The 19,941-nt window shown below is 65.2% G+C and carries 15 protein-coding genes and 1 pseudogene; 15 read left to right on the top strand and 1 reads right to left on the bottom strand.

All coding sequences use genetic code 11. The features are described 5' to 3' along the window. Window positions 1–1,346 precede the first annotated feature (1,346 nt). From P3H15_RS43030 to P3H15_RS43070, 9 genes are all read left to right on the top strand, one after another. The gene (locus P3H15_RS43030; protein WP_276142884.1) at window positions 1,347–1,604 is read left to right on the top strand and encodes a hypothetical protein; all 258 of its coding nucleotides are present in this window, start codon (window positions 1,347–1,349) and stop codon (window positions 1,602–1,604) included. 2,044 nt (window positions 1,605–3,648) lie between these two features. Beyond that, window positions 3,649–4,233 carry a hypothetical protein gene (locus tag P3H15_RS43035; protein WP_276142885.1) on the top strand — a complete coding sequence of 195 codons (585 nt, stop codon included), beginning with the start codon at window positions 3,649–3,651 and terminating at the stop codon, window positions 4,231–4,233. 409 nt (window positions 4,234–4,642) lie between these two features. Continuing rightward, window positions 4,643–5,878: a hypothetical protein gene (locus P3H15_RS43040; RefSeq protein ID WP_276142886.1), complete on the top strand. Its 1,236-nt coding sequence runs from the start codon at window positions 4,643–4,645 to the stop codon at window positions 5,876–5,878. Between the two features lie 1,326 nt (window positions 5,879–7,204). Then, entirely contained in the window at window positions 7,205–7,987 is a 783-nt protein-coding gene (locus P3H15_RS43045) for a ParA family protein (protein ID WP_011600537.1), read from the top strand. Beyond that, on the top strand, window positions 7,984–8,355 hold the full coding sequence (locus P3H15_RS43050) for a hypothetical protein (protein WP_276142887.1): 372 nt from the start codon (window positions 7,984–7,986) through the stop codon (window positions 8,353–8,355). Before P3H15_RS43045 ends, P3H15_RS43050 begins: the two co-directional genes overlap by 4 nt. Window positions 8,356–8,511: 156 nt before the next feature. Further along, the gene (locus P3H15_RS43055) at window positions 8,512–9,834 is read left to right on the top strand and encodes a DUF2637 domain-containing protein (RefSeq protein WP_276142889.1); all 1,323 of its coding nucleotides are present in this window, start codon (window positions 8,512–8,514) and stop codon (window positions 9,832–9,834) included. A 407-nt stretch (window positions 9,835–10,241) separates the two neighbouring features. Further along, a complete protein-coding gene (locus P3H15_RS43060) occupies window positions 10,242–10,601 on the top strand; it encodes a hypothetical protein (RefSeq protein ID WP_276142890.1) in 360 nt (119 codons plus the stop codon). Between the two features lie 814 nt (window positions 10,602–11,415). After that, window positions 11,416–12,009 (top strand): helix-turn-helix domain-containing protein, encoded by a 594-nt coding sequence (locus P3H15_RS43065; RefSeq protein ID WP_276142891.1) that lies wholly within the window; start codon window positions 11,416–11,418, stop codon window positions 12,007–12,009. Further along, entirely contained in the window at window positions 12,006–12,638 is a 633-nt protein-coding gene (locus tag P3H15_RS43070; protein WP_276142892.1) for an RES family NAD+ phosphorylase, read from the top strand. Before P3H15_RS43065 ends, P3H15_RS43070 begins: the two co-directional genes overlap by 4 nt. A gap of 179 nt (window positions 12,639–12,817) precedes the next feature. Here the strand turns inward: P3H15_RS43070 and P3H15_RS43075 are convergent, their stop codons facing one another. Continuing rightward, a complete protein-coding gene (locus P3H15_RS43075; protein WP_276142893.1) occupies window positions 12,818–15,295 on the bottom strand; it encodes an SEC-C metal-binding domain-containing protein in 2,478 nt (825 codons plus the stop codon). 143 nt (window positions 15,296–15,438) lie between these two features. Here P3H15_RS43075 and P3H15_RS43080 point away from each other — a divergent pair, with 143 nt between their 5' ends. The 6 genes and pseudogenes from P3H15_RS43080 to P3H15_RS43105 form a co-directional block, all read left to right on the top strand. Continuing rightward, the gene (locus tag P3H15_RS43080) at window positions 15,439–15,657 is read left to right on the top strand and encodes a hypothetical protein (RefSeq protein WP_276142894.1); all 219 of its coding nucleotides are present in this window, start codon (window positions 15,439–15,441) and stop codon (window positions 15,655–15,657) included. 127 nt (window positions 15,658–15,784) lie between these two features. Then, window positions 15,785–15,955 carry a hypothetical protein gene (locus P3H15_RS43085; RefSeq protein ID WP_276142895.1) on the top strand — a complete coding sequence of 57 codons (171 nt, stop codon included), beginning with the start codon at window positions 15,785–15,787 and terminating at the stop codon, window positions 15,953–15,955. A 186-nt stretch (window positions 15,956–16,141) separates the two neighbouring features. Then, entirely contained in the window at window positions 16,142–16,513 is a 372-nt protein-coding gene (locus P3H15_RS43090) for a hypothetical protein (protein ID WP_276142899.1), read from the top strand. Next, complete coding sequence (locus P3H15_RS43095; RefSeq protein WP_276142896.1) at window positions 16,510–18,540, top strand: hypothetical protein; 2,031 nt, start codon at window positions 16,510–16,512, stop codon at window positions 18,538–18,540. The genes P3H15_RS43090 and P3H15_RS43095 overlap by 4 nt, the downstream gene beginning before the upstream one ends. After that, window positions 18,540–19,337 (top strand): hypothetical protein, encoded by a 798-nt coding sequence (locus P3H15_RS43100; RefSeq protein ID WP_276142897.1) that lies wholly within the window; start codon window positions 18,540–18,542, stop codon window positions 19,335–19,337. The genes P3H15_RS43095 and P3H15_RS43100 overlap by 1 nt, the downstream gene beginning before the upstream one ends. Window positions 19,338–19,537: 200 nt before the next feature. Then, window positions 19,538–19,941 (top strand): annotated as a pseudogene (locus P3H15_RS43105) (cutinase family protein); the annotation flags it as partial.

Below are 19,941 nucleotides of genomic sequence, written 5' to 3' on the forward strand. Positions count from 1 at the left end.
CCGAAACACTCCGTCCATCACTTCTGGACACCTTGCACCATCTCCCTTACGATCACTCCAGACCACAGTTTTAGATCAAATATGCCCTGGTCGTGACCAGCAATCAATGAAGGGGTCGGTGATCTAACAGAAGAACCCCCGCCCGGTTGCCGCCGGACAGGGGTCTGAACCGAACAGGGTTGCCGCCCTGGTCAGCGTGTTTCTTCAGCTAGCAGAACGGAGATCTGCCAATGGAAACGATAGGCGTCGTCGGCGGAAGTGTCGACGAGACGGACGTGTTGAGTTGGACAAACACTCAACTTCGACGATTCCTCCATGCCCACGACTCGGTGTGCGCATGCGCTGCAGGTACAGAGCGGTGCGCGGTGTATAGAGCAGCGCGTGAGGAGGCGTTCTTCCGCCGGATCAGTTCGAACCTTCCCGATCGCATCAACGGGCCTCGGGCCACCGATGACCGACCCCCGTGCACACGCAATCCGCAGGGATGGGACACCGACCTTGCCAGCACCGGTCAGCTCCTGGCCTCGATCGAGGCGTGCAAGGGGTGCCCGTTCTTTGCGACCTGCGCGGAGCAAGCCCGGGAGGGGGCGACACCATCGATGGTGTGGGCCGCAGTTGCCTATGACCAGGACGGCGATCCGATTCGAATCTCGGCACTGCCAGCATGGGTTCGAACACGGGACGGCATCCGTCTCCGAGCCCTAACGCGGTCTTCGGCAGTGGTAGAGCTACCGGCATCACACAAAATGCCGAGGCCTGTTCGGCAGGCATCGTGACGGCGCCGCGGACGTACTCGGTGCATCTCGACGAGCTCGCGCGTGAACAGCTACTCGCGTTGTCGGATGATGCAGCCTCCTATCCCGAGACCGCCACAGCCGATGCGGTACGTAATCTCGCCGAGTTCATCCGATCTCTACTTAGGACGACTCCCGGGAGCAGGCAGAACGACAACGCTCAGGTTCGAACCATCAGACCCTGACCTGCGGGCCGTTGCGTGCAGATCGAAGGGGTCGCTCTGTTGCGCGACCATGCCCCGCAGATCCTGCTGCACAACACCTTTTCGGTGTTCAACCGTGAAGCGGTGTCAACCAGGCAGATCTTGCGCATAGGCCGAACTCCGCCCAAATGCGGCCGCTGACCCGCCCATATGTGCTGCTCAAGCCGAAGCAGCTGGCCTCGAACTTTCCCGTTCCCCTAACACCGGATCCGGCTACGGGGTCTGAATACGACCAGCCAGATCACAGCCATGAAAGGCAGACCTCTCCGATGACCACTTCAGTCACATGCGACACACCGAAGAGCGCCGGTTACCCGTATCGGTTACAGGTTCGATCTAAGGTTTGCTCATGGCACAGCACAACAAGGGGCCCCGCGGACAGATCGCTACCCGCGCACCCCTCAGACACCACAAGGTTTACGAGAGTCGGGCAGCCGAACTCGGCATCCCTGCTGGCGACTACTCCGTGCTTATTCTCGCCATCACGCACGGACTGGACATCCCGGATTACATCAGCGAGAAACTTCGACCGGAACAGCTCCGGCTACTTGAAGTCGAAGCTGCGGGGTCGCTGCATCGCGTCGAGCAGTTGGCGATGGGCGCATGAACGACACCTAGATACGGAACAACCCCCAGGGCTTGGCGGCGTCGGGGGTTGTCCGTGTATGAAATTTCGGGACCTTACCAGCTCCCTGACCACCACTACCTCGGAAGGAAGAGGCGGTGCTTACTCCATGATAACGCACGCCCGCAACTCTGGCCTGCCTGCGAATCTCCAGTCAGTCACGTGTCTGTCTCAACGAGGCCACATGCCGGCTGCGGCGCTCCCGCACGCTCCAGGCTCTTTCGACGGCGCTACCCCTGTGTTGGCTTACCAGGGCGCCCATTACGCGACGGAATCTGCGGGTTCCGAGCTGCGACTTCCGGTGCCGCTTATACGCGTACCGGCCCTTCTAGTTGAGGAGGGCGGTGGGCCTGGCGAATAGCGCATCGGAACTAACTCGATAGCTAATTCAAGAGCAGCGGTACCACCCAAAAGGGCCCCCGGCGGGGGTGGGTTTAGTCAATGAATCCCACTGGGAGGACTGGCAGGTCCTCCCCGTCTAGGGCGATCGTCTGGCAGGACGGTCATTCCCTGAGGTGAGAAGAAGAAGTGAGCAGCCTCTTCGACTCGGTACTGCATTCCCCGAAGGGACTTACCTGTGCTAGGTACGTCTCAGGGTAACGCATACCCTGAATACCTCTCAACAGTTCAACATTCCGATCTCGGCGTGTCGTGGGCTAAATCACACAACTCGCCGATTTCCCAAACCACGCAACCAGCAACGCAACCACTTCAGACCCCGTGGATCGACGAGCTGCGACAACTCAACACGGACACCGATCAGCGCGGAAAATCCTGGACGCTGCCCGTCAACCCCGGCCAAGAAGCAAGCATCCCGATCTGGACAAGCCGCGACGGATGGATGCGACAAGTCCGGTACGCAGTCACCGAGACCGCCGCCGGCCGCGCCGCAGCCGCCCGACACAGGATCGGCGTCGAAAGTATGGTCGCAATCGCCGCCGCGCACGCGTCGTCAGCCGACTCGAAAACTGGGCGCCGCGTTACTGCCACAGTCCAGAACCTCGCCGCCCGCGCCGGTGTGTCCGAGTCAGTGGTCAAACGAGGTCGCCGCGTGCTGAAAGCACTACACCTCGGCTTCGAGCTGATACGGGGCCGCACCCTGACTACGCGTGAATTCCAAGCCGCCGAAGTTCACCACGGTGGGCGTCAGCACCGCGCTGCAAGCGTATGGGCTCTTTCCTCCCCACCTGACCTCGTCGCAGCCACCCCCGCTCCCCCACAACCAAAGAAGCGCGGCAGCTCCCCCCGCAGGACACACCGCGCGGCGAAGCACGCTCGCCACACCACCCCGACGGGTTCGAATCCCAATCCCCAAGCCCGCGACCGTGACCCCCTATCTTTGAGTGGTTTTTCCCCGAAGGGGATCTCTTGTAGAGAAGTAATCACCAAACGCGCGTGCGCGCGCGAGAACCAACCCTCATCCTCGAATCAAGCGAACCCGCGCCCAATAAATCTCCAACGAGCCGCCTCCACCCTGGTCGCCGCAGCTCCAATCATCGCACCCAGCGGCCACATCGGCGCCGTGTGCGACGTCATCGATCGCGCAGGAATCGACACCACCCGCTGGACAGGACGGGATATCGCCCAAGCTTTGACCGCTGACACCGTCTCGCGAGGTGAGCTCTGGCCGAACACGGTTCGCTCGCCAATCGGATATCTGACCTGGCGTTTGTCCAGAATCGACTGGTCGGGCCCCTCCCCCAGCGAGCAACGCGCCGCAGAGGCTGCGCACAGCGCACAGCGCCGAGCTGAGCGTAACGCCGAACGCGAACGAGCCCGTCGCGCAGCGGCGTCGCCTGAGCACCGAAAAGCGTTCATGGAACAGATCCGCGCCACCCTGGCATCCCAAAGGCAGGCGGCGTAACCATGCCCATCGATCCTCGGCGCAGCATGCATATACGGCAACCCTGGCCGCACCGGCCGCGAACGATCACCACCGCGCCGAGCGAGGTACCACTCGCCACCGAGTCTCGGCCATATACTGCGAGAATCATCGTGGCCGACTCGCACAGAACGGAGTGCGCTCGTGGGTAAGAAGAACACCATGTCCCGATCGACCCAACGCCACCCACGGGTCTACGTCAGCCGAGTCCAAGCGCCTCCCCGCATCAGCCGCAACGCAGACTCGATCCGCGAGCGCCTCCGTAACGGCGCCAAGACAGTCGTGGTTGACACTGCAGGTCAGCTAATCGAACTCGACGACAAAACCTTCGCATCGGCCGGCGACGAGTGGACCCTGCGGTTTACCGCAGGATCGCAGGCACGGATTCACCTCGACTCACCACTACCCGCGACCGCTCACATCGTCGCCACTGACGCAACGACCGTGGAAGTCACCGGGCAAGTTCATGTCTGGGCCTACACCCACGCGACGGTTACTGCCTTCGACCAGTGCCGGGTTGTAGCTCACAATCACGCATTCATCAGAGCGTGTGACCACTCGGCTGTGTGGGCCGACGACAATGTCGTTGTCCACGCCTACGACGAGGCCACGGTCCAGGCTAGAGATCACGCGATTCTCGCCCTTTCCGATGAGGCACGCGCAGTCGTGGAAACCGCAGTCGTGGTTCGCGGTCCAGCTCGCAAGAACGTCACCATGAGGGACACATGATGCCTAAGCGTGGGCCGACGCAACTCTGACACCGCACCACCTGTCCAGCAGCAGTTCCGAGATGGCCTCGTACGCTTGGCAATCGAAGTCGACCCGCTCGCACAGCAGGCGGTTCACCCCATCTTCGTGGATGAAGACTTTTCAACGGCGCACGACCCCAGAGGTCCCGCTCAACGGGCACGGCGTCTTTCCCGGCTGTTCGGCAGCCAAACAACGCTGACCTAGCGTTGCTAGCAATGCGACCTAGCAACGCTAGGTAGTTCTGGCTATTGCGAATAGTTAGGCGAGCGTTGATACCCGGGCTACCTACGGTTTCTGTCACGTGACGGCAGAAACGGACGTCGCCGGAATCTGACCGGACGGCGCGTCGTGATGGCGCCTTGGTCGGTGTCTGTGGTGGACTGCGGATATGCCCAAGAGCCGTGGCCGCCGCAAGGGCGGCAAAAGCCGACCCGTTCGCCGTGCTCCTCGGCAACTTCACCCAGCCGATCTTCTGCTGCGCGACGCCTGGCAACTCCTCGAAATCGACGACGTGCTCACCGCCGAGACCTGGGCCAGCGGCTGGCTCGGCGAGGCGTGGTCGACGGCGGCACTGACCGAACACGAACCCGAGCACCTACTGTGCATGCAGGTCACCGGCCGAGCATGCTCCACACCGTCCCCGCACTCGCTGGCCGCGGTCGACGCGCTCGCGCGGGTCGCACCTGCGGCCGACATCTCCATGCTGTCCGACGCCCTGGGCATCTTGGCCGAAACCCAACCTCTGCCGGCCTGGCACACCGTCGCGGCGTGGACTCCGACCGCAGCGTGGCGCGCGATCGACGTGTACGAGAGCGAACGGGTCCTGTTCATTGACTACGACGGACCGCACCCACACACATTGATGGCGAATATCTACCAGGTCGGCGGGCTGATGATCGACAAGCTCGCTCTCCTGAATCCTGGCGCAGCCACCACGTGGGACCAGCTGCGCGAGCCCGACGAGGCACCGATGCCGCTCCAGTCGGTCCCGGTCGCCGAGGTGCTCGCCGATCTCGCGAACGCGTTGCGCACCACGGACATGACCTGGCCGCGCACCGCCGACGAGGACTTTTGCGATCACCGGGCGCTGGCATGGTCCCGCTGCCGCGACTACCTGCCAGAATGGCCCGAACATGTCGGACTTCCCGAGCAAAGGCGCCGCCAACTGGTCGAGGACTTCCTCACCGACATCGGAAGCGACGACGAGGTGAGCCGGTCGCTGGCCGCGCTGTTCCTGGACTATGGCGACGGCTACATAGGCGCCGGACCGCTGTGCTGGAGCCCGGGCGAGGTGATGCTGCTGCTCACTGATTGGCTTCCCCGCAAAGCAGTCCTCGACGCCGACCAACGCAACGCACTGCCCTTCGTGTTGCGCCGATGGCTGACCTTCGCGCTGACCCAACAGGGGCTCGACCGCCAGTGGATCAGCCGCGTCGTTGATTCTGTGGACACCTTCCTACCCGAGTTCCATGACGCATTCGACGATGAAACTACTTGGGGCCCCGCCAAACAGGTGGCCGCAGCGCTCAGAGAGCGAGGCGTCGACCTCACTGACCGCCAAGCCGTCGACGACGGCATTCGGCAACTCAACGCCGAACAACTCGCCCACCGATTACTGCCCTGAACCGTCGGCTCTGTGCACACCCGATTCACACGTCCTGCCGCTTCCTTCTTAACCCGGGGGAATGCTTTCCTGCGACGCGCTGCCCAGCGAATGTGCGCTCGTTGGGAAAGCGACGTTTTCCACGGTGCGATGCTAGTCATGCTACGTAGCGTTGCTAGGGACGCTAGATAGCAGAGTTACGCTATTACAGCAATCTTGATTAGCTATGCGAGCGTTGATTGCTCGCTTGCCTACAGCTGCCAGGAGTGACGTAGTAGCTAGCGGTGTAGCGACCGTTGCATTAACGCCGCTGGCGGAAATAGCAGTTCTCGCTTACAGAGATAGGGCCTCTAGCCTAGCTAGCGAAGCACCGCTAGCTCGAAATCGTACTTGGTGGATCCGGGGCGAGGTCCGCTCGGGCGGCATGTCGAGCTGTGAAGACTCGAAGCCGGCCTGTTCTGTTTCCCCGGGTTCCGTCCGTGCCTAGGCAGATGCGATCTGGTGGAGGGATGCGTTTCGCGTGACGGTGCCTCGTGGCATAGCTGCGGCCGACGACCCCCTGACCTGCTGAAATATCAACGCTAGCTCCGATAGCATTGACGGGATCTGCTTTGGTAGCAGGGAGGGAAGCGCAACTATCCGGTCTATGCGGTGTATCTGGGCTATCGGCTCTAGCCTTCATATCGCGGATATTTCTGCTATAGCGACGATCACAGCTACTCGTTGTAGCGCAGCAATTCTCGCAGTCGTCGCTAGCAGAGAGATGCCTGCAACGATATCTACTGGAGCTAGACTCCGTATGAGCGCTATAGTTGCGCCGCTGTCTATGGACGCTTGCATGTCTAGGCTGACTTGCCTTTCGAGCGTTTCTAGGCGTTCTAGCCTCAATAGGCTGGCTATGCGGTCTAGGGGTCGTAGGGGTGCTTGCAGAGCTATGAGCGCGCACACTTCTACGAGGGCGAGGCTTGCTAGGAAAGTTGGGCTATCGATCGTTGCGGTCATCGCTATAAACGCAGTCGTATCTAACGTCGCTATAAGAGCTAGTGCAGTAACTGTTGCGAACAAAGCGATTACAGAGACCTTAGATAGGGTTGCAACCCTAGAGGCCATAGATATGTTTGCGTCTGCAGCGTCGATCGCTACGAAAGCCAAACTAGAGAAACTAGTTACGCTATGAACGCTATGCATGCTAGCTCACCTAGCAAAGAACGCTAGTGTTGCTCGGCGTGTCGAGCTAGTTCAGCAGCCAAGCCTGGCTATGCTCCCTACGCGAGCGTGCGGAGTTGCACTAACGCTCATCGCGCGCATCTGGAAGTCTCCTGGCCTCGACGGAACGGAAACCAAGTCATGACACGCAAATGCGCGATCTGCAATCAGAAGGGGGGAGTGGGCAAGACCGCCACGACCCTCGGTCTCGCGAGCGCAATAAGCAACGCCGGCGGACACGTCCTCATTGTCGACGTCGACCCCCAGGGCAATGCCACCAACGGCGTAGGCGTCACCATCACCGACGAGATGCTGACAACCTACGACCTGATGAGCCGAACCGAGTCGGGCACGGCGATCGACGCCGTCATTGCCACCCCATGGGACGGCGTCGATCTGATCCCGGCCGACCAGACGCTCGCGAACATCGAATCGGATGGGGCCAACGACCTCATCTTCCGCCTCGACATCGCCTTCGAGGGCCTCGACCTCTCCGCGTACGACGCAGTCCTCTTCGACTGCCCACCGTCGCTCGGCAAACTCCTCTTCGCCGTTTTCTGTGCAGTGGACGGGGTCATCGCAGTGACCGAGCCCACCATCGACAGCGTTCAAGGCGTCACCAAGCTCTTCGAAACCGTCGAGAACGTCCAGCGACGCCCCAACCCGAACCTGGCTATCGACAAGATCGTCCTCAGCCGACAGCGGGGGACAGGCGAACACCGATTCCGGGAGAGCGAACTGCGCGAGGTCTACGGCGACCTCGTCGCGCGCACCACCATCCCGGAATACGCCACGCGGCAGGACGCACACAGCGCGCGCACCCCGATCCACAAATTCACAGGCGGGAAATCGCTGTCATTGCAGCTCGCCTACACCGACCTTCTCAACGAACTACCCATCAAGACCGCAGGAGCGACCGTATGAGCGTCCAACGTGAACCAGCAATCCGCAGGCCGGCGCACCCTGCCGCAGATCTTCCTGAGCGCCCTCGGGTCGTCAAAGACCCCACTCCGGCCGCCGTCGACGAGCAGTCGACGCAACTTCCGACCGAATCGACCATCAGGTCTGTCGCCGACGTGCCCGTCACGCCAGTCTTGTCTCCTGCGCCCGAGGCGTCATCGCCTGTCGAGAAGCTCAGCGAACAACACAACGTGCGGTTGCGGCCCTCGACCAAGGCGCGCCTGACGCGCGGTGTGGACAAGTTGCGCTATGAGACCGGGGATCGAAGCATCACCATTTCGTCGGTCACTGACGCCGCTCTCATCGAGTACCTGACCAGAAATGGCTGCTAGCACTCATAGCGACACTAGCTAGCAGAGCTAAGTGGGCGCTCGTGGTTCGAGATATGCCTACCGCAACGCACTGGCCGCACCAACATGAGGAGGCCCCCGCCGATTGCGCCGGCGGGGGCCTCGTGGACCGGGAACCCGTGGAAGGACACCCCGATCATGAACGACCTTAGTATCCGAGCAGCACGAATCCAGCTCCGCGCCCTGATTGCCGCCCTAATTGTTGCGATCGCCATTGCGGTCGGCATCACCACCGGAGCCTTCGTGCTCTCGTTCGCCGTGCAACGCGACCTCGCATTGCAGGCCGAAATCCCCCACTACCTCACCTGGATCTTCCCCGCCATCGTCGACGGCGCAATCCTCGGCGCAACGATCGCCATCGTTGCGCTCAGCAAAATCAACGGCAACGCAACGGGGAAGCATTTCTTCCTCTGGCTCGCAGTGGTCGTCGTCTTCATCAGCGTCTTCGGCAACGCCTACCACGCCTACCGCGCCGCGGAAGCAGCTGCGCGGAGTGTTGCAGCGGGCATCGACCTGGGATACACCCCACTGACTCCAACCGGCGCATCGCTTATTGCAGTCATTCCGCCACTTTTGGTCTTGGCTTTCACCCACGGTGTCGGAATCCTCATCAAGGCCATCGGCACCGCCCACACCGAGTACACCGCGGTCGTCCGAGACACCCGCGACCGCGAACAGCAGGACAGTGCGGACATCACGACCGGTTACCCGACGGTGGCGGATCAGTCGATGCCGGCATCCGAACGGAACGTCGGGCATACTGCGGCCCTCGTTGCCCCGAGCATTGCGCCGGATCCCGACGTTGCACGGGACTCCGACGTTGCACCGGACCCCAACGTTGCGCCGCGCATTGCTCAGGCCGTTGCGCAGGCCGCCGACGCTGCAACGGCAGACGACTCCTCGGCACCCGACAACAGCCGTGAGACCGCCGCGGCCGGACCTAAGGGTCCCACTGGCGTTGCGGATGCCACGCAACAAACCGAGGCGAACCCAGATGACCTCACCGACGTTGCCACCCGCACCGAGGCGAACCCAGATGACCTCACCGACGTTGCGACCCGAACCGAGGAGCACATTGCGCGCAGTGCGCTGGACGGGCGCAATGCCGATGCACTGCTGGTCGGCAATGCGCCGGAGGACTCGCAAGAGCCATTCGTGTTGCCGGACGAAGCCCAGACCATCGAGAACCTCCTCGACTTCATCGACACGTGCGCCGACTTCGAGCCTGTAGTGAAAGAGACGGCCCGACTGCGAATCATCGAACAGCACAGCTACGCAGAAATCGCCACGCTCACACGGGCCAAGGCCGCCAGCACCGCAATGCGCCGATTCGACAAGGTGGCGCAACGCGCAGTCGACGCCGGGTTCCGAACGCCCCCGTTGCCGGAGCTCGAGGAGATGGCGGACGGACGCAATGCGGCAACGCTCGATCCGCAGTACACGTTGGTCGGGGCACCCTGATCGCCCGCTCCCGGCAATGCGGCGACGACCAGCTCGTACCCTCCGCGGCACGACCAGTGAGACGACCCGACCAACAGAACGAAGCGCGCCCCACCCAGCAAATTCCGAACCTCCGCAACAGCCAGCGCCTCTGACCGCAACACAGCCCGACGTTGCGTTGCAACCAGATGAGGTTGGCAACGCAACGCCTGGTTGCGGGAACGCAACGCCGACTAGTACGAGGTTTGGCAACGCGGGCGCCCGATTCGGATGCAACAGGCAATCGGGCGTGTGGACCGCAATGCGGATCCAACACCATCACAACGTCGGCGATCATCTGCGCATTGCAGGTAGGCCGGCGCTGCGTTGCATGCTGGACGTCGGTGACTCGTACAGTTCACTCGAGAAGAGTGGATGAGGGAGCGGTTGTGGAGTGGTTCGTGTCGTTTTGGGATCTGGAGATTCAGCGGACATCGGTGCGCGCGGGGGAAGCGTCCGATCGCGATGACGCCATGGCTCAGGTCATCGCCGCTGGGCGCGACCTGGCGTGCCGTGACGACGGATCGGTGGTCAATAAGTCTGCCCACATCCGCATCGGAACCGAGCTGGCGGTGGTGACCGGGTTCGACAATCCACGCCTGGACGACGAAAACCTGCGCTGCCGTATCGAGACTGCCATCGCCGCGAAGGAACAACACGCCCGCGCGATGCAGCACCGTGTATCCGTCGAGCTGCAGCCCGCTGCAGGCGCACATTCCTCGCCACTCGATCCCGAAGCGGGCGAGTAGATGGGTGGTGATCGATCCCGACGGGTAACCGCGATCGATCGCGCCGCGAAAGTCGAGTGCGGGTCTCGCCAAATGTCATCGCGGGCGGCTCAAGTTGTTCGACGGTGCCGCGGGCACATCAAGTGCGGGTATCGACGCGGGTACGTTGCGACTTCTCCGGAAGGGGAGAGCAGGCACAATTTCATCACGGTGACGTAACTGGCCGAGCTGGTCGGTTGTCCACTTTTCGCCGGCGACCAGATGGCCAGCCGCGGATCGCCATCATGTGCAGTGGTGGCTGCGCACAGGGCTCAGATCGGACCGGTGCGCGGCACTATCGATCGTGCGCCGAAAAGCCCGCGACCGTAGCCGCACAGCGCCGATAGCTAACGTCGCTATGCTAGCTAGCGTCGTAGTTGGGGCGTGTCGTGCAACGCACGGCACACCACCGATCTCTCAGATTCTGCGTGGAACCCTGACCTGAGGTCGACAAGTACGGAACGAGGTCCGTCATCGACCTGGGCGCCGACCGGGCGGGATGGGCCACGCTGCGCTCGAGCAACGGGCGCGGGTCAAGATTGCTATCGTCGAGGCGGCCGATGTGGATCCGCGCCACGAGATCGATCGCGCACGTCGCCCGGGTCTGACGCCGTGGACCACAACCGACGAGGTAGATCGGAGCGGTCGCCCGCGGTCGCGACGACGGGGAGTCGCCACCGATGCGCAGCGGCTGGGCCGTCAGCAGTGTGCGATCGGGTTGCCCGGAAACCGGAATCTAGCAGGCGCCCGGCGACCCAACGTGCACAACAGTGCACACGCGAGCTAAGATGTGCAGATGAGGTCGGTGGAGAAGGTGGATTCACTCGACGCGCTGCTGGCCAAGCATCACCTCGACCTCACCGCCCGTGAGATGCTTCGCGAACTCGACGCTGCGCTCACCGCGGTACCCGCCGCTTCGGACACCTTGTCGGCCGGAGAGATCAAGTTCCTCCGCGCGCACGCCGGCGAGGGCGTCGGCGAAGTCCTCGACCAGTGGTCGCCGGTGGCCGAGATCCGCGCTCGCGCGGTGGAGATCGCGCGGCAAACCGTGACGGCGCTCGCGGATTCGCTGGACGTCAAGGAGGCCGCGGAGCTGCTCGGCATCGACAGGTCGGTGGTGTCCCGGAGGCTCACCGCGCGCACGCTGTGGGCGTTCGATCTGCACGGGCATCGCCGGATCCCCCGATGGCAGTTCGTCGGTGACGATGTCTTGCCGGGGCTCAGCGCTGTCGTGGCGGCCATCCCTTCGACGGTCAGCCCCGTGGCGATCGCCGCGCTCATGCACACCCCGCAACCCGACCTCGGCGACCGCACCCCGCTCGAGCATCTGGCCGCCGCGGCGGACCCCGCACCGGTGGCCGCGCTCCTGGAATCCCTCGACACCTGGTGAGCGGTCGGAACCCGAAGACTCCGCGGGCACCGCGAACGCCGCTCACCGTAAATCCGGAGGACATCCTGGCCTACGACGGTGTGCTGTGGCGGATCCACCGCACCACCGGTCCACACGCCGTGTCCTGGCGGACTCTGCGCACCTACGGACCGATCGCGTCCATGCGCTACGACCCGCACCCCGGCCCCGCCGCGGCAGCGACCACCACCGGCGTCCTGTACGCCGCCTGCGATGTCGCCACCGCATTGGCCGAGGTGTACCAGGCGACACAAACGATCGACACCACGATCGGAGCGCCTGCCCTGACCGGGTGGCGCCCGGCCCGTCCCCTGAATTTGCTGAACCTCACCGAAACCTGGCTGGTCCGTCACCACTCCTCGTCCGCGCTGCTTCACGGACCGCGTACCGTGTGCCGCACCTGGGCGCGCGCCATCCACCTGACATGGCCGCATCTCGACGGTCTATACGTATCGTCCACCATGACCGGCCTTCCGAACGTCGTCCTGTGGAACCCCGCCGCCGACTCCTTCCCCGCCGACCCCGAGTTCACTCGACCACTCGATCACCCGCGCGTGCGGCCGATCCTCCGCACCGCCGCACGCACCATCGGATACGCATCGACGGTGTAACTCCGTCCCAGCCCGAACCGATCGGAATCGGCCGGATCGTCGTCGCCGCGTGTGGGCGGATCGGCACCAACCCGCGCGTCTACCTCACCCCGCCGACCGTCGCCCGGCAGGCCACGGTCGGCGGGGTGCGGCAACGACGTCGCCGGGTTCGGTGTGTGGGGCAGCCGGAATCCTAAAACCTAAAGCCCCAATGCCTCCCGCAGCCGGCCTGCGCTCATCGCCCCCGGCCGCTCCTGCTGCGGAAAGGACTCGAGCAGCCGGATCAGCTCGTCGCGGCGGGTGGGGTCGGCGGCGCACTCGCGCGGTGTGTGACCGCCGAGGGCGGGGATCGCCTCGTCGAGCCACTGCTGCTCGTATCCGCGGATGTGCTCGGCGAGCGCCGCCGCGATCTCGGGATCCTCGGGGTCGACGGGTTGCACCGGGCGAACCCCCTTTTCCTGCGCCTGAGCCATCAACTCCGCTGCCGGCGTCCGGGCCTGCTCGCGCAGTCTCGCCCCGGGATCGGCGGCGCCCACGGCCTCGACCAGCGACTCGAAGCGTGGCTCGTTCATCGCCTCGACCTCGAGCACCCAGGGTTCGGTGCCGGGGGCCAGGTTCAGCACGCCGAGCACGCTGCCCTTCTCGGTCCAGGTCCACCGGTCTTTCTCGGCGGCGCCGAAGCGGCGACTGAGCTTGCGTCGGATCCCGGCGGTGTCGGCCACCTCGAACACGGCCGTGCACGCGACCATCGGATGCCCGTCGGTGGTGACCAGCCGGGGCGGCGCGAACCGGGCGCTGAGGAACTCGACGAGCTCCTCGGGGTCGGTGGAGTCCGAGTCGAGCAACTCGATCAGCCGACCCCGCTGCCCGGGCGCGATCGGTTCGATGCCGCCGAAGATCTGCGTCGTGGAACCGGCGGGAACAACTCGGGCACAGAAGAAGTCGCCGGCCCGAAGCTGCCTGCTGGCGGTCCGCTCGGTGACCTGCAGGCGGTCGCCGGTGCGCACGTCGCGCAGCGTCAGCCCCTCGCCCGGACGTACCGCCTCGACCTCGTGTACCGACCGCTCGGCGAGCAACCACTGCTGCGCGAGGAGCAGTTCGTCCGCGGGCAGCAGATCGCCGCGCTCGGCGACGAACCGCTCGAACGTTCCGCACTCGAACATCACCACATCCGCGACCAGCGGGTCGTCGAGCGCGTGATACAGCGCCATCGGATCGTCGTCGTGCGCGGACCGAATCTGGGCAAGCGAGAGCAGCAGCGGCCGCCACGCGATGCCCTGCGCAAAAGACGCCGCCTTCTGGTACAGCCACCCAGCCCGCTGCTCCAGCGGGTGCTCGGCCTTGCCGAGGTGGCATACCTTGTACTTGCGGCCGGACCCGCACCAGCACCGATCGTTGCGCCCCAGGTCCGGCCGGTCGACGGGACGAAACAACTGCAGCAGGTCGTACATCGGGTCGCGATACCCGCCCGGGATTCGGTCGAGCAGCCCGATCGCCCGCACCGCGTCGCCACGATCGGACGCGAAGCGGGCCAGCTCCTCGAGTGCCTCGTCCCAGTTCGGGTCCACCGACACCGCCCGCTCGTAGTGCCGCTCCGCCTCCGCGGTCCGTCCGTCGAGTTCGGCCGCCTTGCCCGCCAGCCAGTGCGCGGTCGGGGCGATCCGGCGGGGACCGCGGTCGCGGAGCACCGCGGCGGCCACCCGAAGGGTCTCGTTTCCGGCGCCGCAGGTGGCATACGCCTCGCCGAAGGCGGCGCGGGCCGCGTTCGGGCGGGCGAGCCCGGCGAACCGGTCACCCGCGCTCGCCACGAGCGCGTCGACAGCGCGCTCACGTTCGTCGTCGGGGGTGCGCTCGATCACGCCGATCAGGGCCAGGAACGCCATGACCGCATCCGTCTCGTCGTCGGTGAGGTGGTGCGCCGCCGCGACCTTCGCGAGGTGCGACTTCCCGCTATGGGCGGCGAAGTCGAATCCTTCGACCGCGATGGCATCGCCGTCGCACACGTATCCGGCGGCGGTGATCAGATCGCCGAGCGGGAGGGTCGGCGCCGTCAGCAGGGACGGGTCGTCGGCCATCAGCTGCCAGACGATGTCGTCCAGGGGCCCGGGGCCCTCCTGCGGCACCAGGTCGGTCAGCGCGCCGGTGAGATCGGGTGCGCCCGCAAGGGGAACCGCCGCGGCGGTGAGCCGCAGTACGCCGTCGACGAGGGCGAGCGCGACCAGGTCGCCGGGCCGGAATTCGGCGAGCGCATCCGGTTCGAGCAGCAGCGCCGCATCCTTCGGCCAGTCCGGGTCGTCGACGCCGCGTTCGTCGAAGACGTCGTCGTCGAGGTCCCGGAAAATGGTGTGCAGCCCGCCCGCCGCCAGGTCGTGGTCGTCGAACGGCAGCAGCGGCGTCAGGTCCGGGTGGGCGTCGAGGATGCCGGAGGAGATTTCCACGGCGGTGAGCCGGTGGGTGAGCACGCGCCCGTCGAGCAGCGAGTCGAGGGCCGCGCTGCGACCGTCCGCCAGGTAGCCGAGCCGGGGATGGTCGATGTACTCGGTGAGGTCCTCCATGTCGGCGAGGTATCCGTGCCCTGCGGCGACCAGCAACCGCGCCCATTCGTGGGGATGGAGGGGGCCGTGTTCGCGGAGCAGGGCCATGGCGGCTTCGACGGTGGGATCTGTCGGATCGGTCACCGGGCGATGGTATGCGATTCGCCCGGGCGTCTCGTCGCGAGGAGCGGATCGCTCGGTTGCGGAAGAACGCGTCGGCATCGGCATCGACCGTCGGCCCGACGCTCTCACGCTGGGAGCATCACGACACCAGCGGGAGAAGGATCATGAGTTACGAAGCGATCTACGACGGGGTCCGTTATCCGCTCGCCGATGCGCCCACCGCCCACGACCTCGAGGACGCTGTCAGGGGCATCTTCGCAGACCACGGGAACGGCGGATTCGTCGGTTTTGTCAGCCAGAACTCCACGGTGCGCCTGCTGATTACTCCGGTCGCGATTTTGGGTAGCGACGAGCCGAACCCGAGCGTCGTCCACCGCTGGTAGCCCCGCCCACAGCCGATACTCTCATGCCGCGACGGTGTGTCCGTCCACGGCGGATGAGGTGGTGTCAGCGAGACTTTCGGCAACGATCCACGGTCAGCAAAGGAGGGCATGGTGCCCAGCCTCATATTTGGGCGGCGTCACCTACGACATCAGCCACACCAGATTCGACGCTACCCGCGAGCTGCCCGCACGGTTCGCCGAGGGACATACCACGGGGGTGGCCATGTCCCTCACCCACGACGGCGCCCGGCACCACCTGTTCATCTCGCCCGGGGTGCCGATCACACTGGTGGAATGACGAATCCGAGATTGTCGAGTCATGACGGCTTCCTGCGCTGACGTACCCGAGCTGTGTCTCCGGCTATGTCACCGCCAGCGGCGTCAAATGCCTGCGCCCGTAGCGCCCCGTCACATCCCGGGCGCAAATCTGCATGCAAACATGCCCGCGAAGATACCTGCAATAAGGCGTGTGGTGGGTAGGGTAATTTCCGCGCAAGCACACGGGCGGCACGCGGAATGCGAGTGGGTGGGTATGGCGAAGGTGGGAAATTCCGAAGGCGGCGCCCGAGGTGGCGCCGCGGGGTCGGGGAAGCGCGCTCCCGGCGCGGGAGACTCCGGTGGTGCGGGAGGGCCGAGTCCGGAGTTGACGGCGAGGTTGGAACGGCGGAAGGGACCGGCGAAGGTTCCGCTCAATACCCGGGTGCTGGCCTCGACGGAGGCCCGGTTGACCTGGCTGGTGAACGATCGCCAATCCACGGTGACCAACGTCGTGGATGTGGCCCTGCAGGAGTTCTTCGACCGCTACAGTGTCCCTCCGGCGGATCATGACGGCCGGATCGTCGAGCAGGAGTCATGAGCGGTCCGTGGGAGCAGATTCCTCTGTTCGCACTGCCCGAGGCAACGCTGACGGCGTCTCCGGCTTCCACCGATGGCGTTGTCCCCGAAGACGACTCTGCCTCCGTCGATGCTGGTGTCTGCGTCGCAGCCGATCAGGCGGACTCGGAGCCGGCCGTGGCCGCATACCCCGAATCGTCCGAGCAGGCGGATGTCGCCGCCGCCGCCGACGCCCCGACCCCGCCGTCTCCCGAGGTGGACAGCGAAGAGATGGATAGCGCTGCGGTGGACGGCGGTGACGAGCTCACCGAAATCGCACCGGCGGAAACAGCTACGTCAGAAGCCGCCACGGCGGAACCGACGACGCCCGCTGATGCCCTGGATCTCCCAGCATCGGAGATCGAGCCGACGGCAACACCCCGTACACCGGTGTGGGAGGCGTTGCCCGCCGGAGACGAGGCCGATGGTCATGCGTTGATCGTGACCGCCGCGGGCACGTACACACCGTCCGGGCGGGAGCTGACCGGGCCGGTCGACTCGGTCGAGAAACTGGACAAACTGATCCGCTGGGCCGCCCTGACCCCGTTGGGAGCCCCCGCACAGATCTGGATCGTCGGACAGGCCGCGTGCGAGCTGCTCGGGTGGGTCATCGACCCGGGCAGCGAAGACGACGTCGACGACATGGAAGCCCTCCGCAACCGCGCCGCCCAAGAACTGACCGCGGTGCTGCAGGCCACCCTCACCCCACTGCTGACCGCCGGGTGGGAACTGCGCGGCGACCCCGGGCACGTGGTGCACCTGTCCCGCTCGATCGGCAAGTTCACCTCGATGGTCGATGTGGTGATCGAACCCTATGTGTGGACGTACTGGAACAAGGACTTCGGTTGGCACAACCGGGTCGGCGACATGGGCATCCTCGGCTCACCGACGGCCGGAACGTATCTCCCGGACGATGACCTCCCGGCGGCTCGGGAACTCGGTCGCCGATTGGCCTGGTGCGCCCAGCACCTGGGGGTGCTCCCGGGCCCGACACCCGCGCGCACCGGCGCCGCGATCGTCGACAAGATCAAGCGGGAACGCACCCGCAGCGGCAAAGGGATCGTCGTCACCGCACCGGGTTCGGTCCCACCGCTGGACGGTCCGCCGCGGGGAGACCTCGAACCCGCGGTCGGCTGGACCCGCGTCCCGGAGGCCGATGACCTCGACAACGCCCACCGGTTGGTCTCGATAGACCAACGCGCCGCCTACCTCGCCTCCGCGGGGATGCTCGAATTCGGCTACGGGCAACCCACACATCTGACCGGCGAGGCGGCGGCCGCTGCGGCGGTGGGGGAGAAGGGGGCCCCGTTCGGGCTGTGGCGGATCACCCTCCCTGCCGGGCAGACGCTGTCGCTGCCCGAGAAGCTACCTCTGCCGCACCCGCACATGCTCACCGACCAACCGGTACAGACCTGGGTCACCTCGGTCAGTCTCGACGGGTTGTGCGCACCGGTGGCCGACGGAGGAATCGGTGCCGAACTCGACGACCTCGACATCGCCGAGGCCTGGGTCTACCCGCAGCAGGGCCGCGCCCTGGACAAGTGGGCGAAGATCCTGCGCGAGGCCCGCAAGGTCTCGGTGGACACCGACGACGCGGCGACGAAACGGTTCATCGGCACCTGCTACAAGGGCTACATCGGGCGAATGGTCAACCCGGACATGTGGACCGCGACCCGGATGCAACATCACCACCAACCGCTCTGGCGGGCGTCGATCATCGCGCACTGCCGGTGGCGCGGCCGCCGTGTCGCGATGCGAATCGCCCGCGAGCACAATCGTTGGCCGATCCGGACCGTCACCGACTCCTGGGTGTACCTCCTCGCCGACGGAGAGGACATCGCCGACCCGAGTGAGGCGCTGGGCAAGATGTCGGTCGAAAAAGACGTGGTCCTCACCGACACACTCCTGTCCGCCTTCACGTCGGCGCAGGACGTGCACGACGTGAATCTCGCGATCAAGGCGGCATTCGCCGACGACGAGGACACCGAGGAAGGGGAGGGGGCACTCTGATGGCCCTACATCTTCCGAAGCCGCGCACCACGAAGCCGGCGCAGCAGGCGGTCGGTCTCGACGGCCTCAAGGTGTCCGTGGCCAACGCCGCGACCAGCGGTGTCGAAAAATCGAAGCAGGTCAAGAGCGGGGGCCTGGCCGGGCTGACCAGCAAGGTCTCGGTCACACAACTACGCAAGGAGCTCGGCAACGAGGGCCTGCGTCAGGCCGCGATCGATGCCGGCCGCACCCCGCCGTCGGCGCGCACGTTGCGCCGGTGGGCCCAGCAAGGGCGGATCCCGCACGCCGACGTGCTCGAGCGTGCCCAACGGCGGGCGGCGATCGAACGCCTCGGCGGCATCGACGCGGTGGCCGCGAAGATCGGCCGGTCCCGCTCCGCCGTCTCCCGGTACCGGTCCGGGGAAACGAACGAGTTGCGGGCCGACGCCAGCAAGAAACTCAAGACCGTGAAGGCGCAGGACATCATGAAACGCGCCGGTGTGTTGCGGCCGGACGGAACCCCGAAAAGAGCGGTCATCCGCGTCCGGGGCGGCGTCATGGTCCGCAACGGCGCCGACGAGGGCTACGACTACCGGGTCCGGACCCTGGATTTCGCGAACTCCGACACCCCGTTCAGCAGTGACGAGTCCCGCGAACTGGCCGCCGCACTGGCCAACGACGATCACGCCCGGGTTGTGGCCTTGCTCGAGCGGCACGCCACCCTCGACTACCCCGAGAACAAGGGCTTCGACAGGTACAGCGACCAGTTCGGATTCCACTTCGACCACATCGACTCCGTCCACATCGACTGGATCTAACACGCTGGGAACCACCCCCCACCAGCCCGCCGCGGGTCGGGTTGGCCTTGTCGCATCGCATGTGAAAACACCTGACTCCGGTCGATTCTCGCCGGTCAGCGCCCTAAAGAGGAGCGGTGGCACCCCGACACCCCGTTGAGGGGAAATGCCGAAATGGGTGAATGTAGGCATCAGTGTCCCTTCCGGTAATCGAGGTGCCAATGCCCGCCAGACGTTCGAGAACCGTCGCACGGTCGCGCTGATCGCCACCGCGACCGTCGTCGGCGTCGCTCTTACCGCACCCGCGATCGCCAACGCCGCCCCGACCAGCTGCGCGTCGACGTTCAACCTGCTCATCCCCGGAACGTGGGAGACCAACGAGAACGCCGACCCGAACCAGCCCGTAGGCATGCTCGCCCCGGTCGCGGCGGCAATAAAGGCACAGAACGGTGCCCGCGCACAGATATACACGCTGCCGTATATGGCGCGCGCGTTCGACAACGGCCAGCCGACAGCAAGGCCGACGCGGTCAGCAAGGCCACCGCCGTGTTGAAGTCCTACGCCGACAAATGCCGGGGCGCGAAGTTCTCGATCACCGGGTACTCCCAGGGTGCGGACGCGGCAG

It is taken from the genome of Rhodococcus sp. T2V (assembly GCF_029269925.1).
Taxonomy (GTDB): Bacteria; Actinomycetota; Actinomycetes; order Mycobacteriales; family Mycobacteriaceae; genus Rhodococcus_F; species Rhodococcus_F koreensis.

Excerpts from the sequence above, each read along its gene's own strand:
- P3H15_RS43055 (WP_276142889.1), top strand. The coding sequence starts at position 8,512 with ATGAACGACCTTAGTATCCGAGCAGCACGAATCCAGCTCCGCGCCCTG.
- P3H15_RS43080 (WP_276142894.1), top strand. The coding sequence starts at position 15,439 with ATGAGTTACGAAGCGATCTACGACGGGGTCCGTTATCCGCTCGCCGAT.
- P3H15_RS43030 (WP_276142884.1), top strand. The coding sequence starts at position 1,347 with ATGGCACAGCACAACAAGGGGCCCCGCGGACAGATCGCTACCCGCGCA.
- P3H15_RS43095 (WP_276142896.1), top strand. The coding sequence starts at position 16,510 with ATGAGCGGTCCGTGGGAGCAGATTCCTCTGTTCGCACTGCCCGAGGCA.
- P3H15_RS43040 (WP_276142886.1), top strand. The coding sequence starts at position 4,643 with ATGCCCAAGAGCCGTGGCCGCCGCAAGGGCGGCAAAAGCCGACCCGTT.
- P3H15_RS43100 (WP_276142897.1), top strand. The coding sequence starts at position 18,540 with ATGGCCCTACATCTTCCGAAGCCGCGCACCACGAAGCCGGCGCAGCAG.
- P3H15_RS43045 (WP_011600537.1), top strand. The coding sequence starts at position 7,205 with ATGACACGCAAATGCGCGATCTGCAATCAGAAGGGGGGAGTGGGCAAG.
- P3H15_RS43065 (WP_276142891.1), top strand. The coding sequence starts at position 11,416 with ATGAGGTCGGTGGAGAAGGTGGATTCACTCGACGCGCTGCTGGCCAAG.
- P3H15_RS43050 (WP_276142887.1), top strand. The coding sequence starts at position 7,984 with ATGAGCGTCCAACGTGAACCAGCAATCCGCAGGCCGGCGCACCCTGCC.